This window comes from Phycicoccus sp. M110.8, from assembly GCF_032464895.1.
Classification (GTDB): Bacteria; Actinomycetota; Actinomycetes; order Actinomycetales; family Dermatophilaceae; genus Pedococcus.
In genome coordinates this window covers 224,147-240,345 of the sequence record NZ_JAWDIC010000004.1, presented here as the reverse complement: position 1 = coordinate 240,345, position 16,199 = coordinate 224,147, and the positions used below count along the sequence as shown (strand labels likewise).

Here is a 16,199-nt window from a genome sequence, read left to right as displayed (position 1 = left end):
TCCTATCCCTTCACGGAGCCGGCGGTGATCCCGGCCACGAAGTAGCGCTGGAGGAAGACGTAGGCGACCACGAGCGGGGCCGAGGCCACGATCACGCCGGTGAACAGCAGGGGGTAGTTCGTCAGGAACTCGCCCTGGAAGTTCAGCAGCGCCAGGGGCAGCGTCGTCTTCGCCGGGTCGTGGATGAACAGCAGGGGGTAGAGCAGGTCGTTCCACTGGATGACGAACAGGAAGATCGCCGTGGCGGCCAGCGACGGCAGCGACACCGGCAGGGCGATCGACCGGTAGGTCCGCCAGGGTCCGGCGCCGTCGATCGACCCGGCCTCGAACAGCTCCTTGGGCAGCGTGCGCATGAAGCCGGTCATGATGAACACGGCGACCGGCAGGGTGGCGACCACCTCGATGAGGATCAGCCCGAGCCGGCTGTCCAGCAGCCCGAGGCTCTGGAACAGCACGTACTGCGGGATCATGTTCGACTGCGCCGGGACGGCCATGCCGAGGACGAGGAAGCCGTACACGAGCAGGCCGCGCCAGCCGGGGATCCGCGCCAGCCCGTAGGCGGCGAGGCTGCCGACGGCGAGGGTGATGACGACTGCGGACAGCGTCACGACGGTGCTGTTGACGAAGGCCGTGGCCATGCTCGCGTCGGTGAGGACCGCCGTGTAGTTCGACGGCGACAGCGACGAGGGTGGTGAGAAGGGCGAGTCGAACAGCTGCTTGGTCGACTTGAACGAGCCGCTGAGCACCACGAACAACGGGACGATGATGAGCAGCGAGTACACCGCGAGGACCGCGCGGCGACCGAGGGTTCCAGCCATGACGTGCTCCTCTCACATGCCGTGCTGGGTGAGCCGGACGGCCCGCCGCTGCAGGAAGCTGACCAGGGCGATGATGACCATGAACACCACGGACTCCGCTGCGGCGTAACCGAACTTGGAGTTGGTGAAGGTCGTGTAGATCCGGGTGGACAGGATGTCCAGGGACCCCTTGGGCGGGTTGCCGCCCAGGCCGAGGATGAGGTCGAACGCCTTGAACGACTGGATCGTCGTGTACGCGACCACGATGGCCGTGGCGGGCGCGATCAACGGCCACGTGACGTACCGGAACCGGCTCCAGGCGCCCGCGCCGTCCAGCGCTGCCGACTCGTACAGCTCCTCGGGGATCTGCTGCAGGCCCGCGACGAAGATCACCATGAGCTGCCCGGCGTGCGCCCAGACCTGTGCCAGCGCGACCCAGTAGATCGCCTGGGAGGCGTTGCCGAGGAACGAGCTCTTCAGCCCGTCGAGCCCGATACCCCCGAGCACCTGGTTGATGAGCCCGAAGTTCGGGTCGTACATGAATTTCCAGACGAAGGCCACCGACACCGAGGACAGGATGGCCGGGAGGAAGAACAGAGCCCTGAGCGCGGTCGACGACCGCGAGTTCCGTTGCAGCAGCAGGGCGAGCAACAGCGACAGGGCCGTCTGGGCGATGACCACGACGAGGAGGAACTTGACGTTGTTGGTCAGGGCGCCGCGGAACAGGTCGTCCCCGGTGGCGATCCGGCTGAAGTTGCCACCCCCGACGTTGTTGAACTGCGGACTGATGCCGTCCCAGTCGGTGACGGAGTACTGGAACGCCTGGAGCGTGGGGCCGGCGAAGAAGACGACGTAGAGCACCACGGCCGGGAGCGGGAAGAGCCACAGGGCGGGGTGCACCTTGGTGGCACGGCTGCCCGAGCGGCGGACGGCGGGTATGCCGCGCCGTCCCCGTTGCCGCTGGCCAGGATCTGCGGGGGCCGGTCGTGCCCTCTGCGAGACGCTCATGTCGGCTCCTAGCTCTTGCGCTGCTGGTCCACGACGCGCTGGGCGTCGGCCGCCGCCTGCTCGGGCTTCTTTCCGCCGACGACCGCGACGCAGGCGCCCTCGACCGCCGAGCGGATGTCGAGGTTGTTGAACTGGAACCGCGGCGCGAGCAGCGTCTTCTTCGTCAACCACGGCGACAGGGCCTTGAGGTCGGGGTTGGTGTACTCGACCCCGTTGACGGTGACGTGCTGGCTGGTCCCGTTGGCGTACTGCCCTGCGACCTCCGGCGTCGAGAGGTACTCCAGCCACGCGACCGCGGCACCCTGGTGCTTGGACTTGCTGTTCACGCCGAGGATGAACGTCGCGTTGTAGATGCCCTCGTACTTGGCCTTGTCGGCGGACGTCGTGATGGGCGACAGCAGGTCCATCGCGAACTTCGCGCCGAGCGCCCGCACGGCCGCGATGTGGTACGAGCCGGTGGCCAGCATGGCGGCCTTGCCGGTGGCGAAGATCTGCTGGCACGGCTCGACCGCGGTGCCGGTGCTGTTGGGCTGGAAGTACGGCTTGAGCTGGACGTACTGCTTGAGCGTCGTGAGGAACCACTCGTCGGTGCACTTGAGCTCGCCGGACTCGATCTTTGCGCACATGTCGTCGCTCGGTGCGTTGTTCATGACCATCGAGTTGAAGAGCTGGCCGGCGTTGCCCGGGTCACCGCCCGGCCACGCGATCGGGGTGACGCCCTGGGACTTGAGCTTGTCGCACAGGGCGAGGAAGGAGTCCCAGTCCTTCGGCGGGGTGCTGCCACCGGCCTTGGCCAGGAGGTCCTGGTTGGTCACCGGCATGTTGAAGACGACCTGGTAGGGGAAGCCGAGCTGGGTGCCGTTCGACGTCCCCGCCTTGATGAGGTCCGGGCTGAAGTTCTTGGCCCAGGACTGGCCGGAGAGGTCGGTGTAGACGCCGGCCTTGGCCATGTCGACGAACTGCGCGCCACGGAACGCCGTGAACACGTCACCGACGGAACCGCCGCGGATGCGCTGCAGGGCCGAGGACTGGTAGTCGTTCGACGGGGAGATGTCCTGGCGCACGGTGATGCCCGAGTGGGCGGACTGGAACGACGCGATCAGCTTGTCGAAGACCTGCTTGTCCTCGGCCCGCCAGTGCGCGAACGAGATGTCGCCGGTCGCCGACGCGCCGCCTTTGGGGGCGGTCGCCGACGAGCTCGACCCCGAGGTGCTGCCCGGCCCGGCGCAGGCGGCCGCCGCGAGGCCGACGCCGCTCAGCCCGAGCAGCTGCAGGACGGTGCGGCGGTTGAGGTGCTCTGCCTTGACGGTGTTGCTCATGACTGCTCCTTGGTGGGGGTGGCGGAGAACTCGATGACGGGGATGCCGAGCTCGTCGGCGGCGGTGCGCAGGGCCGGCCGGACGTCCGTCCAGGCCAGCACCGTGTGGTGGGGGAAGCCGTGGCCCACCAGGGCTCCCACGAACTCGTCGGCGGGGGTGTCGAGCCGGACGGCTGCGGTGTTGCCCTGGAACCGGTTGGGCTCGGGGAGGGACTCCCCGGCCGCGACGAGCAGGCGCAGGCCTCCCGCCGGGTCCTCCGTGAGCCGCGCCATGACGACCGGCCCGGTCCGCAGCGGGAAGTTGCCGGCCACGCCGAGCTTGCGGTTGCAGTGGACCGACTGGGTGGCCGCCGACGGGTCTGCGGCCAGGGACGTCGCGGCCGCGCCGCAGTGCCACAGCCGGACGACGTTGGCGTCGGCGTCGAGGTCGACGGTGTCGACGAGGTAGGTGGTCCCCGACCCGAGGGCCTCCAGCAGCGACATGGTCACCGCGCCGTAGACGTCACGCTCGCACGCCGTCGGCGTGCCGGCGTCGGCCAGCCGTGACAGCGACGAGCAGGGGCACGCCCCGAGCTCGGTGGGGAACTCGGGCCAGCACCTGATGGCCATCGCGGACAGGTCCGCGTCGTCCCGCCAGCCCCGCATCGCGCTCGTGACACAGGCGGCGGTCCCGGCCTGCGCCCGGGCGACGGAGGCCAGCGACGGCTGGGCGGCCAGCGCCGCGGCATACTCCTGCTCGCCCTCGGCCTCCGGCACGGCAGCGACCTTCGCGAACATGTCCTCGACCGTGATCTGCTCGACCGCGATGCCGAACAGCTTCTCCAGCAGGTCGGGGTCGTACTGGCTCGGCGTGAACCCGGGTGGCGCGTCGCCGACGAGCCCGAGGGTCCGCCCGCGCAGGGAGTCGAGCGCCTCGCGCACCGCCCCGGCGTCGTCGGCGCGCTCCCCGACTGTGGTCGGCAGGTCGGGCACGACCGGCAGCCGCCCGGCCAGGGCGGCACCCAGGGCCGCACGGACACCGGCCTCTCCCGGGTCCCCGTAGAGCAGGTGCGGAACACGCCCCGCGTGGACGACCAGCGCGTGGCCGAAGAGGTTGGCGCCACAGAGGCTGTTGAGCCACAGCGGGTCCCCGACCGGGCCGGGCTCCCGGAACGACCAGAGGAGCACGGGCGTCTCCAGGTCGGCATACAGGCGCAGCGCCGGGCTCGCGTCGGAGAAGGAGGCGCACACGTTCACGACGAGGTCCGCCTCGGCCAGCGGCAGGGCCGCGGCGCGCTCGAGGTCCGCGGGGGTCATGACGAGGTCCGTGGGCCCGGTGACGTCGGCGCCCAGCTCCTCGAGCAGGGCTCGGGCCTCCGCGGCGCGCTGCGCGGCGACGTCGACGGCGAACGTCGGGCGCGCGGTGGGGACCACGACCACGCGGGGCCGGCGCTGCGCGGTGGCCGCGGTCATCGCGTCACCAGCGAGTCGACGAGCTCGCCCAGCTGCTGCAGCCGCGGCACCGACACCTCGCGCAGGTCGCGCTCGACGTCGTCGCTGCCGATCACCGAGGCCCACACCGCACGCCCGGCCAGGAAGCCCGAGGCTCCCGACTCGCACGCCAGCCGGACCGCGCGCGGGAAGAGCTCGGCGGGCACGCCCGACGACAGCACCACCCAGGGCGAGGAGACGGCGTCCGTGATCTCGGCGCAGCGCCGGCGGATCTCGCCCTCGTCACCCTGCCCCTTGAGCGGCACCTCGGCCTTGTAGAGGTCGGCGCCGAGGCCGCCCAGCTCGCTGGCGACGTCCACGACGCACTGGTCCCAGTCCCAGTCACGGCCGTCACGAGGGGCCTTGGCGACGGGCTCGATGATGCTCACGAGCCCCGCGGAACGGCACCGCTCGACGAACCGGCGGACCATGTCGATGCGCACCTGCGGGTCGGTGTCGGGGCGGTGGATCACCAGCAGCTTCATGGCGACCGCGCCCTGCTCACGCACCGCCGCAGGGTCGACGGCCTCGTCGATGACGACGTCGGTGACGTACTCGCCGTTGCCCGCGATGAACTCGTCGGCCGCGGCGATGAGGCCGCACCCCGGCGCCACCGCACCTGCGTCGACGACGGCGTCGAAGGCGAACTGCTTGTCGACGAGGACGGCCGACGCGTAGGGGGTGAGGATGCGGGTGGCCTCGACCTTGAAGCGCCTCAGCTGCTCGTCGCCGACGGGCCCGTCCTGGTGCTCGGCGAACATCCCGCGCATGGCCTCGCGCTGGTCGACGGCCAGCATGGCGAAGGCGCCGCTGGGGCGGGCGATGGACGACAACGTGTATGCCGTCGGGGCAGGTTGGCTCACGGGGGTCTCCTTGGGCGGGGCGAGTCGCGTGCGGTCAGGCAGGTCGAGCGGTGCGGGCGCGCAGTCGCGCGGTGACGTCGTCGTGGGTGGGGATGGCGGACCTGCCGTCGAGACCGAGGCAGGAGAGCGCGGCGACGTGGTTGGCGTACTCCAGGGCGTCGTCCAGGGGCAGGTCGCGGACGTGGGCGGCCACCAGCGCCCCGTGGAAGACGTCGCCGGCGCCGAGGGTGCTCACCACGTCGACGGGGACGCCCGCGGCGCGGGCCCTCTCCCCCGTCGCGTCGGCGGCCAGGGAGCCGCGGCTGCCGTCGGTCGCGACGACCCGTCGCGCACCCTCACGCAGTGCGGCCTCCAGCAGGGCCTCGTCGCCGGTCCCGTCGCCGTGGGTGCGGCGGAGGGCCTCGAGGGTGGGGACGTAGAGGTCGACCCCGGCGGGGGTGAAGTCGGGGATCGGGTTCCCCGCGTCCACCGAGACCTTGGGGCGGGCGGTCGCCGTGAGGTCGAGCAGCTGCGCGACCGCGGCCCACCCGACGTGGTCGGCGTGCACCCACTGCGCGCCGCGGACGAGCTCCGCGCCCCGGGCGGTGTCGACCCCGGGGCCCGGGCGGTTGCAGATGGCGCGCGTCCCACGCAGCGCGTCGACGACGATCACGCTGGCAGCCGAGCGTGCCCCGGCGGCCCGGGTGACACCGGAGACGTCGACGCCCTCGGCGGCCAGGTCCTCGAGGATCCGCCGGCCGTCCTCGTCGTCGCCGACGGTGCCGACGAAGGCCGCCTCGACGCCGAGGCGGGCGGCGGCGACCGCGGCAGTGGCGGCCGGTCCTCCGCCGGCGAAGACGAGGTCCTCGGCCACGACGCGCTCGTCCGGCCCGGGGTAGCCGCTGACGAGGACGATCGAGTCCATGGTCGCCGCCCCGACGAAGACGACCGGAGGGGCCGAGGGGCTGGGAAGTGCGGTGTGCGGCATGCCATCTCCTGGAGGCGGGACGTCCACGCTGACGTCGTGCTGCGGTTGTTGCTAGACTAACAACGAGTGTTGGAAAGTCAACATCCAATGTGATCTATTCTTCAACCAAGGCCGATCCGGCCGGGGCCGGTCTTCACTGGGCCCAGCGCGGCACACCGTGCGCCGAACGGGGAAAGGGTGGGCATGGGCCAGGAGGCGATGCGCTACGACAGCGCACCCGAGCGCAGGCGCGTCATCATGGAGCGCCTCCGCGAGACGGGCTTCGTGTCGGTGACGAGCCTGACCCGCGACCTGGGCGTCTCGGACATGACCGTCCGGCGCGACCTGCGCAAGCTGGAGAAGCAGGGGTCGGTCCGGGTGGTCCACGGCGGGGTCAGCGCATTGCACGGCCCGATGCACAACCCCGCGTTCGTCAGCCGGTCCCGGATGGACGAGGGGGCGAAGAAGGCGATCGCCGAGGCGGCGCTCGCCCTGGTGGCCGACACCGACACCATCGCGATCGACGCCGGCACCACGACCTACGCGCTCGCCCAAGTCCTCCCCCACGACTTCGACGGCACGGTGGTGACCCACTCGGTCCCCGTCATCCAGCTGCTGCTCAACCGCGGCGCCGGCAAGGTCGTCGGCCTGGGCGGCGAGCTGCTGCACGAGAGCCAGGCGTTCACGGGGCAGATGACGGTCGACGCGGCACGGGGCCTGCGCGTGTCCACCCTCTTCCTCGGCGCCGCAGCCGTGGACGAGCGCGGCGTGTACGTCGCCACGGACAAGGAGCGCCCGACCAAGCTCGCGCTCATCGACGTCGCCGACCGGGTGGTCCTGCTCGCCGACCACACCAAGTTCGCCATCTCGGCGCCGGTCCTGCTCTGCCCGCACGACCGGATCACGACCCTCGTCACCGACGCGGAGCCCGAGCCCGCCGCAGCAGCCCACCTGCGCAGCACGGGCACGCAGATCATCGTCGCCGGCTGACCCGCGACCGGCGTCACTCCCCTGCGGCCGACCTCGCCAGCACCTTCTCGAAGACGAGCTCGAGCCCGTCCTCGTCGTCCCACTGCTCGCCGACGTGGACGAACCCCGCGCGGCGGACGACGGCCAACGACGCCTCGTTGTCGGGGCTGACCGTGGCGCGGACGACGGCCACGTCCTGGGACGCCCTCGCCTCCTCGACGAGGGCAGCCAGCACCTCGTGCGCGTAGCCGTGGCCGCGGTGCTCGGGGATGATGGTGTAGCCGACCTCGACCATTCCGGTCGCGTCGGGCCGGCCGTGAAAACCGGCGTGCCCGACCACCACACCGCCCGGCTCGCGCACCGCCGCGCGGACGAGCCAGGGCGCATCCGGCGAGCAGCTGCGCACCTGGCCCAGCCGGATCCGCCACAGCCACTTCTCCTGGAGGAAGAACGGCGGCAACGGCCGCCCGTGCACGTCACCGGCCGTGGCCAGGTCGTCCTCGAGCATCGCCTCCATGGCCGCTGCCGGCACGAGCTCCAACGTGATCACGGGCCGATCATGGCAGCCGCCGGTCGCCGGGTCACCCGCTTTTGCGACGGCGGTCCGCGGGACGGCGCAACGGGCCGTGGTCTGCAGATGGACAACATGGTTGACCATTTCCAAACAGTCAACTAAGTTGTCCAATGGGCCGGGGGGATCCGCTCTTGGCCGTTCCGCACCCACCCTCTGGAGACTCCTCGTGACCACCACGTCCTCCCCCCTCGACGTCCGGCTGGCCGACGCCCGTCCGGTCGTCACCCCCGCCGCGACCATGCGCACCTACGCCTCCCCTTCCGGGCCAGCACCGGCGTCGATCGCCGTCTGGCGCACCGAGATGGCCGCCGGAGCGGCGGGCCCGCTGCACACTGTCAGCGAGGACCAGGTCCTCGTCCTGGTGCAGGGCAGCCTCTCCGCCACCGTCGGCGACGAGCAGCTCGACCTCCGGGCCGACGACGCCGTCGTCCTTCCCGCAGGAGCCGATCGCCGGCTGACGGCCGGCCCCGACGGTGCCACCGCCGTCGTCTCGTCCGTGCCGGGCGCAACCGCCCGCGTCGGCGACGGGGACCCCGTCCCCGTGCCGTGGGCGCGATAGGCCGGCCATGACCGCCACCGCATCCCTCACCCCGGCGGCTGCCGCACCACCCCGCACGGCTCGGACGGACAGCACCGCCCTGTTCGTCCTGTGCGCCGTCCAGCTGCTGCTCGTCGTCGACGTCAGCGTCGTCAACATCGGCCTCGGCGCGCTCCGCCGCGACCTGGGGGTCTCGACCGAGGCGACACCGTGGGTCGTCGCGGCATACTCCCTCACCTACGGCGGCCTGCTCCTCCTCGGCGGCCGGGCCGGGGACCTGATGGGGCGTCGCCGGGCCCTGCAGCTCGGCGTGCTCGTGTTCGGCCTGGCCAGCCTGCTGGCCGGCCTGGCCCCCAGCACCGCCATGGTCCTGGCTGCCCGGGCGGGCCAGGGGGTCGGCTCGGCGCTCGCCGCACCGGCAGTGCTCGCGCTGCTCGCGACCACGTTCCCCCAACCGGCGCGGCGGGCTCGCGCCATGGCGCTGTATGCCGCCATGTCCGGTGCCGGCGCTGCGCTGGGCCTGGTCGGTGGCGGCCTGCTGGTCCAGGCGGTGTCCTGGCGAGCGGTGTTCCTCATCAACATCCCCGTGGTGGCGGGGTCCTCGCCCTCGCGCCGCGCGTGCTGCCCGAGACACCGCGTCGCGCCCACGGGCTAGCGGTGCCGAGCGCGGTGTCCGTCACCGGCGCCGCCACCGCGCTGTCCCTGGCCCTGTCGCGGGCCGCGACCAGCGGCTGGGGCGACGCCCTGGTGACCGGTTCCCTCGCCGCCGCGGCCCTGCTGGCGGTACTGCTGGTGCTGGCCGAGCGGCGGGCCGAGCGCCCGCTCGTCCCGACCACCCTGCTGACCGACGGGCGGCGGGTCCGGGCCTTCCTGCTCGCGTTCGTCGTCGGCGCCACGCTGCTCGCACTGCTGTTCCTGACGACCCAGCTGCGACAGGGGGTCCACGGGACGGGGGCCGTCCTCACCGGGCTGGGGTTCCTGCCGTTCAGCGCCGCCATGGTGACGACGTCCCAGCTGGTCGGCCGCGGGCCGGCCCGCTGGCGGTCCACCGGGGGCACCGTGGCCGGTCTGCTGCTCGCCGCCGTGGGCGCCGCCTGGCTCGCGGCGCAGGGACCCCACACCGGTTACCTCGCCGGCACGTTCGGACCACTGGTCCTCGCCGGCACCGGAATCGGCCTGGTGTTCGTGCCGCTCACGCTGGCCGCCACCGCAGGGGTCGACCCGCGCGACACCGGCGTGGCGGTGGCCTACTCAGCACCAGCCAGGTCCTCGGCGGTGCGCTCGGGGTCGCGGCAGCGACCGTGCTCGCCCAACCCGAGGGACCATCGGCCGCACAGGCCGTGGCCGGCTACGACCGGGCCTTCACCTGGCTGGCGGTCACCCTCGCCGTGGCCGGGCTGTCTGCCGCGATCCGGCGTCGCTGAGGTCGGACGACGCCGACCGCGCGAGGGAAGGGCGAGGGGCGGACCACCGGTCCGCCCCTCGTCCTGTCACCAGCCAGGCCTCACGGGAGGCAGCTCGCCTCCGTTCTCGGCCCTGACGATCCGCTCGAGGCTGGTCACCAGCGTCTCGACGTCGGCGGCAGACACGTGCTCCTCCCACCGGCGCTGCATCTCGGCCTGGATGCGCACCGACGTCCTCACCGCGGCCCGTCCGCGCCGGGTGAGGCGGACGGGCCGGTTGCGGCTGTCACGAGGGTCGACGCACTGCTCCACGTAGCCCGAGTCCAGGAGCTGCTGCAGCACCTTGGCCGCGCCCTGCTTCGTGATGCCGAGACCCACGGCGAGCTCGCTGGCCGTGGCCTCGCCCCGCGCCACTGCGTTGAGGGCGTAGCCGTGGGTGGGCCGCAGCTCGGGGTACCCGGCCGCCGCGAGCTGCTCGTGCAGCTGCTCCAGACTGGTCCGCAGCGCCATCGACAACAGCCGTACCAACGGCAGACCCTCCACCGGCATCCCCTCTCGGACGAGCTCTTGCCCACCATCTTCAGTCAACTTGGTTGACCAAAGCAAGGCGGCTCGCCGGCGCGCGCAGGCCCCGGTCCTGTGCGGCACGGGTGCCGGTGCGTCCAGGGATGGTGGTTCGGCGTCCGGGGAATGCGGCCACGGGATGGGTCTCGAGCCTCCCCGCGGTCAGCCCTGGGGCGTCGGAAGCTCCACGGCGGCACCGGACACGGTGACGCGCGGGTCGTCCGGGCGCACGTCGACGAGCAGCTCGCTAGGGCGGCCCATGTCGACCCCCTGCACCACCCGGACGGTCCGGGGCGCCGGGACGTGGCCGAGCGACAGGAGGTAGCCACCGAGGGCTGCCGCCGCGGAGCCGGTCGCCGGGTCCTCCACCACACCGCCCACGGGGAACGGGTTGCGCGAGTGGAAGGTGTCCTCGTCCTCCCGCCAGACGAGCTGCACGGTGGTCCACCCCTCCGCAGTCATGAGGTCCTTGAGCCGGGTGAAGTCGTAGTCCAGCTCCGCCAGCCGCTGCCTGCTCGCCAGGGCGAGCACGAGGTGCTCGTTCCCGGCATACGACAGGAGCGGGGGCAGGACGTCGGCGAGGTCCGCCGCGGACAGCCGCAGCGCGGCCAGCGCCTCGCCCAGCGCCGCGTCGGGGACGGGTCGCGTCCGGGTCGGCACGCTGGTCAGGCTGGCGCGCAGCACGCCGTCCACCACCGCGGTGGCCACCTCGATCTCGCCGGCGGGCGTGTCGAAGACCGTGGTCCCGACCCCGCCCCGCTCGGCAAGGGCCACAGCCGTGGCGATGGTGGCGTGGCCGCAGAAGGCCACCTCGTCCAGGGCGCTGAAGAAGCGCAGCCCGAGGTGTGGCCGGGTCCTGCCCTCGCGCAGCACGAAGGCGGTCTCGGAGTAGCCCACCTCGGCGGCGGTGCGCAGCATCTCCTCGTCCGACAGGCGGTCGGCGTGCAGGACGATTCCGGCCGGGTTGCCCCCGGCGGGGTCGGTGGTGAAGGCGGTGTAGCGAAGGACGTCGGTCATGAGGGCGTGCTCCTTGGCTGTTCGGAGGGTTGCGGCTGGTGGTGCGTGACCCGCAGGTAGTAGCCCGCGGGGTCGAGGAGACGGAAGTCGGCCAGCCCCCACGGCCGGTCCTGGAGGCCTTCCTCGAGCGGCCAGCCGCTGGACTCCACGGCGGCCAGCTCGGCACGGACGTCGTCGACCTCCAGGACTATCTCGGTCCCGGCGGGAGGACGGCGGCCCTCCAGGTGCGCGATGCCCCCGCGCTCGGCGGCCCCGATGCGGACCGTGTCGCGGCTCAGCGCGACGTACCCGGGCGAGTCGGCGCGCTCGTCCCGGTCCAGGCGGAAGCGCAGGACGCGGGTGTAGAAGTCGACGAGTGCGTCGAGGTCGTCGCTGAAGATCTCGATGCGCAGGGTCACGGCCATCTCGAGTCCTTTCCACGGGTCGACGACAGGTCTCCCGGTCGTGCAGCGGTGGCGTCCCGGGCCGGCTTCCCCGTCGGGCCGGGACGCCCCGCACCCACGACGCTAGGAGCCCGCGGTGTCGCCGGGCTGTCCGTCCGCTGTCGTCTCAGCCGCCCACGGGGTCCGCGGCCGGACGGGTGACCGGCGCCGGGACCCTCTCGTGCGGCGCCACAGGTCTGCGCGCGGCGGTACGCAGCGCCGCCGCCTCCGCCGCCCACGTCGCCGCCGCGTCCACCTCGCCCGCCGCCCGGGCGGTGCGGGCCAGGCCCTCGAGCGCCAGGGCGGTGAGGCGCGGCTCGCCGGTCGAGCGGCCCAGGGCCAGCGCCTGCTCGTAGCCGTCCCGGGCCAGGGTCGACGCACCGGCGACGTCGTCGCACCCGGCGAGCCCCACGAGGGCGAGCCCCTGCATGACCGGGGTGCGCAGCTCGGCGAACCCCGCCACCGCCGAACGGAAGTGCAGCCGAGCCCGCTCCACGTCGCCGTCGGCGTGGGCCAGCAGGCCCCGGCCGTACTCCCAGAGGACGGCCCCTGCGCCGTCACCCACCTGGCGGGACGCCGCGGCGGCGCGGTCGAACAGCCGCGCGGCCTCGTCGCGGTGGCCGAGGTCGAGCTGGGTGATGCCGAGCTCCGCGAGCGCCCACTGCGCCGTGTTCCACAGCCCCGCGGAGCCGGCCGCGTCGATCGCCTCCTCGAGCACGCGGGCCGCGTCCTCGTGCCGACCGAACTGCCGCAGGCCCCAGCCGAGGTGGTAGAGGACCGCGGACTCGCCCCACGGGTCGTCCAGCGCGCGGAAGGCCGCGGCCGCGGCCCGGCCGATCGGGACGGCCTCCTCGTCACCGCGCGTGAACGCGGTCTCCATGCGTACGAAGCCGATGACCGCCCCACCCCACGCGTCGCCTTCCGCGGCGAACTGCGCGCCGGCCTCCTCGAGCAGAGCCGCGTGGCGTCCGTCGTCCCCGCCCGACACACCCTCGACGGCGAGCAGCACCTTCGACAGCGCGGCCCGCGACCTGTCACCCGCCTCCTCGAAGACGGCCAGGCTGTCGGCCGCAGCCCGGGCACACGAGGCGCTGGGGTGGACCAGGCAGGCCCGGGGCCGCTCGACCAGCGAGATCGCCTGCAGCGCAAGGGCTCTGGCTTTCGATGACCCACTCGGGTCCGCCAGGAGCGGCCGCAGCACCTCGCGCCCCTCGAGGTCGCGTCCGAGGTGCCAGAACAGCCCCAGCGAGCCCGCCATCTCGAGGGCGACGTCCCGGTCGCCCGCGGGGCCGCTCCACCAGGCCAGGGCGGCCCGGATGTTGGGCTGCTCCTCACGCAGGACCCGCAACGCCTCCCGCTGACCGCCCCGGCGCAGCAGCCACTCGCACCGGACCGCGAGCGCCTGGTAGTGCCGGGCGTGCCTGGCCGCGAGCAGCCCGGCGTCGCCGCTCGCCCCGAGCCGCTCGGCGGCATACTCGCGCAGCGTCTCCAGCATCCGGTACCGGGTGGTCACCCCGCGCTCGACGACCACCATCGAGCGGTGCACGAGCCGGCCGACCACGTCGAGCACCTCGGCCGACGGGAGGTCGTCACCGCCGAGCACGGCCTCGGCCGCCTCGAGGGTCCACCCGCCGTGGAACACCGCGAGCCGGTCGAAGACCCGGCGCTCGGCCTCGGTGAGCAGGTCGTAGCTCCAGTCCACCGTCGCGCGCAGGGTCCGCTGCCGGGCCTCGGCCGTCCGGCTGCCCGACGTGAGCAGGTCGAACCGGTGCCCCAGCCGGGCCGCGATCTCCGACGGCGACAGGGTGGTCACCCGCGCGGCGGCCAGCTCGAGGGCAAGGGGCATGCCGTCCAGGGCACAGGCGATCGACGCCACGGCCGCGAGGTCGGTGTCGGAGGACACCGCCGCGGGCGCGACGGACCGGGCCCGCTCGGCGAAGAGCTGGGCAGCGGGGAAGGAGAGCACCTCCGCCGGCGCCGCGCCCGTCGGCGGCACCTCGAGCGGACCGACCGTGACCTGGACCTCCTCGCGCAGGGCGAGCGCCTCCCGGCTGGTGGCCAGCACCGTCACGTGCGGGCAGGTGGCGAGGACCTCGTCGACGAGGGCGGCGACGGCATCCACCACGTGCTCGCAGTTGTCGAGGAGCACCAGGGCCCTGCGCCCGGACAGGAACGCTGCCAGCCTGCTCCGCACACCGCCGTCGGGGGCGGCGCCGTCGAGTGGCACGCCGAGCGCCTCCGCCACGGCCCACGGCACCTGGTCCGCGGACGCCACGGCCGCCAGCCGCACCCCGTGCACACCGTCGGCGAAGCTGTCGGACACCCGTGCGGCCAGGGCGAGGGCGAGCGAGGTCTTGCCCGCCCCACCGGGCCCGACGAGCGTCAGCAGCCGGGCCTCGCCGACGAGCTCGACCAGCGCCCCGAGCTGGTCGTCCCGGCCCAGGAGGGGTCGCGGGACAGCCGCGGACAGGGTGGTGGCGCACAGCGGGGAGGTCTCCGCGACACGGACCCGGGGCGCCGCGACGGCCGGCGGCGCGAGGTCGGCCTGTTCCCCCAGCGACGGGTCCTGGCGCAGCACGCGCTCGTGCAGCGACCTCAGGGTGAGCGAGGGTTCGAGCCCCAGCGACTCGTCCAGCACGGTGCGGGTGCGGTGGTACGCCTCGAGCGCGTCCGCCTGCCGGCCTGCGCGGTAGAGGGCGACCATGAGCAGACCCACCAGCGACTCCAGCGTCGGGTCCGTCGCCACCCACGGCTCGAGGTCGGCGACGACCTCGGGCGCCCGGCCCAGGCCGAGCGCGACCTGGGCCCGCTCGGTGAGGGCCGCCAGCCGCAGCTCGGTGAGGCGGCCCGCCTCGACGGCCGCCCACGGCTCGGTGCCGAAGTCGGCCAGGGCCTCACCGCGCCAGAGCGCCAGGGCGTCGTCGTACGCCGCGAGGTGTGCCTCCGTCGGGTGCAGCACCCCGGAGAGGGCTGCACGGGCGCGCGCGACCCCGGACGAGAAGGCGATCGCGTCGACCTGCTGTGGCTCCACGTCAGCGCGGTACCCGGTGCCGTGCCGCACGACGACGTCCCGCAGCCCGAGCGCGCCGAGGGCACGCCGGAGCTTGGAGACCCGGATCTGCAGCGCGTTGACCGGGTCCACCGGCAGCGACGACCCCGACCACAGGCGGTCGACCAGCGCCGTGGTGGGGATGGTCCGGCCTGCGGACAGCAGCAGGTGGGCCAGGAGCGCGCGCTCGGCCGGGCCGGGAAGCGGAGCCGGCTCGCCGTCGACGACGACCTCCATGGGCCCGAGCAGCAGGTAACGCACCTCGTCCACCGCGGTACCACCCTTCACCAGGACCATCGTGCCGGACGCCGAGCGGGGCGGGCAACGCCCTCCCGGCCCCACCGGGAGAGTGCCGGGCCCGTCGCTGGTGGCCTCTGATGCCCGCCCGTCACCGGCCGGTCGCGGCGTCCGGGCCGGCACCGGGCACCGCACCGACACGAGGCGTGTATGCCGTGCCGGCGAAGACGTCGAGGACCTCACCCAGGCGCATGGTGCCGGTGAGCCGCACGCGCGTGGTTGCCGCGTCCGCCTCGACCGTCGCGACACCGGGGACGTCGCGCAGCCAGCGCGACACCTCCCGCACGCACCGTCGACAGCCCATGCCCTCGACCACCAGGGCGATCTCGTGGTCCACCGGCCCCTCCTCCACCGTGCTCGGCCCTGCTCCCTGCCCTGCTCGCTGCCCTGATCCAGAAGGCCATCGTGGTGCCGGGCGCTGTCGGCTCACTGTCCGCCGGCCCCCAGCTGGAGGGACAGGCCTAGCCGGTCGAGCTGCACCCAGTACTCGGCGATGCGGTCGTCGGCCACGCGGTAGACGGCCGAGCCCAGCTCCACCAGGGGCTCACCGGTCGGGGCGTGGCCGTCGACCTCCCCGACGTGGCGCCCCTCCTGGCGCCAGCGCACGTAGACATGGTCGCCCTCACCCAGCAGCTCGGTGACCGTGAACCGGAACGGCCCGAAGGCGCGCAGCATGTCCCGGACGTGCCCGGCATACTCCTGCGGCGTCCGCACCACCTGCTGCTCGCCCTCGGCCAGGACCTGGTGCGCCACGACGCGAGGTGCCATCACCCGATGCGCCTCCGCCGCGTCGCCGGTGACCCGGACCCGCGCCAGGAACGCGACGACGACCTGGGCGGCCGGCGTCAGGCCTGCCGCCGCCGGCACCTCACCGGCACGCACCTCGAACGTCCTCATGCCGCCCCACTCCTTCCGGGATCCGCGTCCGTGGCCCCACCTCTCGGGCGCCCGGTCGACGACGGAT

17 protein-coding genes are annotated in these 16,199 nt (G+C 73.4%); 4 read left to right on the top strand and 13 right to left on the bottom strand.

Translation table 11 applies throughout. The features are described from left to right. Positions 1-2: 2 nt before the first annotated feature. Genes RKE38_RS16530 through RKE38_RS16505 form a run of 6 tightly spaced genes read right to left on the bottom strand, consistent with a single transcriptional unit; the run spans position 3 to position 6,423 of the window. Positions 3-818: a carbohydrate ABC transporter permease gene (locus RKE38_RS16530; protein ID WP_316008564.1), complete on the bottom strand. Its 816-nt coding sequence runs from the start codon at positions 816-818 to the stop codon at positions 3-5. A gap of 12 nt (positions 819-830) precedes the next feature. After that, positions 831-1,805 (bottom strand): sugar ABC transporter permease, encoded by a 975-nt coding sequence (locus RKE38_RS16525; protein ID WP_316008563.1) that lies wholly within the window; start codon positions 1,803-1,805, stop codon positions 831-833. 8 nt (positions 1,806-1,813) lie between these two features. Further along, entirely contained in the window at positions 1,814-3,124 is a 1,311-nt protein-coding gene (locus RKE38_RS16520) for an ABC transporter substrate-binding protein (RefSeq protein ID WP_316008562.1), read from the bottom strand. Further along, positions 3,121-4,575 (bottom strand): hypothetical protein, encoded by a 1,455-nt coding sequence (locus tag RKE38_RS16515; RefSeq protein ID WP_316008561.1) that lies wholly within the window; start codon positions 4,573-4,575, stop codon positions 3,121-3,123. The genes RKE38_RS16520 and RKE38_RS16515 overlap by 4 nt, the downstream gene beginning before the upstream one ends. After that, positions 4,572-5,456 (bottom strand): aldolase, encoded by an 885-nt coding sequence (locus RKE38_RS16510; RefSeq protein WP_316008560.1) that lies wholly within the window; start codon positions 5,454-5,456, stop codon positions 4,572-4,574. Before RKE38_RS16510 ends, RKE38_RS16515 begins: the two co-directional genes overlap by 4 nt. 34 nt (positions 5,457-5,490) lie before the next feature. Continuing rightward, positions 5,491-6,423 carry a carbohydrate kinase family protein gene (locus RKE38_RS16505; RefSeq protein ID WP_316008559.1) on the bottom strand — a complete coding sequence of 311 codons (933 nt, stop codon included), beginning with the start codon at positions 6,421-6,423 and terminating at the stop codon, positions 5,491-5,493. A gap of 183 nt (positions 6,424-6,606) precedes the next feature. On the opposite strand from RKE38_RS16505, the gene RKE38_RS16500 reads away from it, so the two are divergent. Further along, a complete protein-coding gene (locus RKE38_RS16500; protein WP_316008558.1) occupies positions 6,607-7,392 on the top strand; it encodes a DeoR/GlpR family DNA-binding transcription regulator in 786 nt (261 codons plus the stop codon). A 13-nt stretch (positions 7,393-7,405) separates the two neighbouring features. On the opposite strand, the gene RKE38_RS16495 is transcribed toward RKE38_RS16500, so the two are convergent. Continuing rightward, positions 7,406-7,921 carry a GNAT family N-acetyltransferase gene (locus tag RKE38_RS16495; RefSeq protein ID WP_316008557.1) on the bottom strand — a complete coding sequence of 172 codons (516 nt, stop codon included), beginning with the start codon at positions 7,919-7,921 and terminating at the stop codon, positions 7,406-7,408. Positions 7,922-8,111: 190 nt separating this feature from the next. On the opposite strand from RKE38_RS16495, the gene RKE38_RS16490 reads away from it, so the two are divergent. The 3 genes from RKE38_RS16490 (at position 8,112) to RKE38_RS16480 (ending at position 9,907) form a co-directional block, all read left to right on the top strand. Further along, on the top strand, positions 8,112-8,504 hold the full coding sequence (locus RKE38_RS16490) for a cupin domain-containing protein (RefSeq protein ID WP_316008556.1): 393 nt from the start codon (positions 8,112-8,114) through the stop codon (positions 8,502-8,504). A 7-nt stretch (positions 8,505-8,511) separates the two neighbouring features. Further along, entirely contained in the window at positions 8,512-9,138 is a 627-nt protein-coding gene (locus RKE38_RS16485; protein WP_316008555.1) for an MFS transporter, read from the top strand. 646 nt (positions 9,139-9,784) lie between these two features. Beyond that, positions 9,785-9,907 (top strand): hypothetical protein, encoded by a 123-nt coding sequence (locus RKE38_RS16480; RefSeq protein ID WP_316008554.1) that lies wholly within the window; start codon positions 9,785-9,787, stop codon positions 9,905-9,907. Between the two features lie 66 nt (positions 9,908-9,973). Here the strand turns inward: RKE38_RS16480 and RKE38_RS16475 are convergent, their stop codons facing one another. The 6 genes from RKE38_RS16475 to RKE38_RS16450 all read right to left on the bottom strand — a co-directional run bounded on the left by RKE38_RS16475 (position 9,974) and on the right by RKE38_RS16450 (position 16,132). Then, a complete protein-coding gene (locus tag RKE38_RS16475) occupies positions 9,974-10,429 on the bottom strand; it encodes a MarR family winged helix-turn-helix transcriptional regulator (RefSeq protein WP_316008553.1) in 456 nt (151 codons plus the stop codon). A 183-nt stretch (positions 10,430-10,612) separates the two neighbouring features. Then, a complete protein-coding gene (locus tag RKE38_RS16470) occupies positions 10,613-11,467 on the bottom strand; it encodes a PhzF family phenazine biosynthesis isomerase (RefSeq protein WP_316008552.1) in 855 nt (284 codons plus the stop codon). After that, positions 11,464-11,871: a VOC family protein gene (locus tag RKE38_RS16465; protein ID WP_316008551.1), complete on the bottom strand. Its 408-nt coding sequence runs from the start codon at positions 11,869-11,871 to the stop codon at positions 11,464-11,466. Before RKE38_RS16465 ends, RKE38_RS16470 begins: the two co-directional genes overlap by 4 nt. 145 nt (positions 11,872-12,016) lie before the next feature. Continuing rightward, positions 12,017-15,226 carry a BTAD domain-containing putative transcriptional regulator gene (locus RKE38_RS16460; protein ID WP_316008550.1) on the bottom strand — a complete coding sequence of 1,070 codons (3,210 nt, stop codon included), beginning with the start codon at positions 15,224-15,226 and terminating at the stop codon, positions 12,017-12,019. Between the two features lie 100 nt (positions 15,227-15,326). Further along, complete coding sequence (locus tag RKE38_RS16455; RefSeq protein WP_316008549.1) at positions 15,327-15,572, bottom strand: heavy-metal-associated domain-containing protein; 246 nt, start codon at positions 15,570-15,572, stop codon at positions 15,327-15,329. An 89-nt stretch (positions 15,573-15,661) separates the two neighbouring features. Further along, a complete protein-coding gene (locus RKE38_RS16450; RefSeq protein WP_316008548.1) occupies positions 15,662-16,132 on the bottom strand; it encodes an ester cyclase in 471 nt (156 codons plus the stop codon). Between the last annotated feature and the right edge of the window lie 67 nt (positions 16,133-16,199).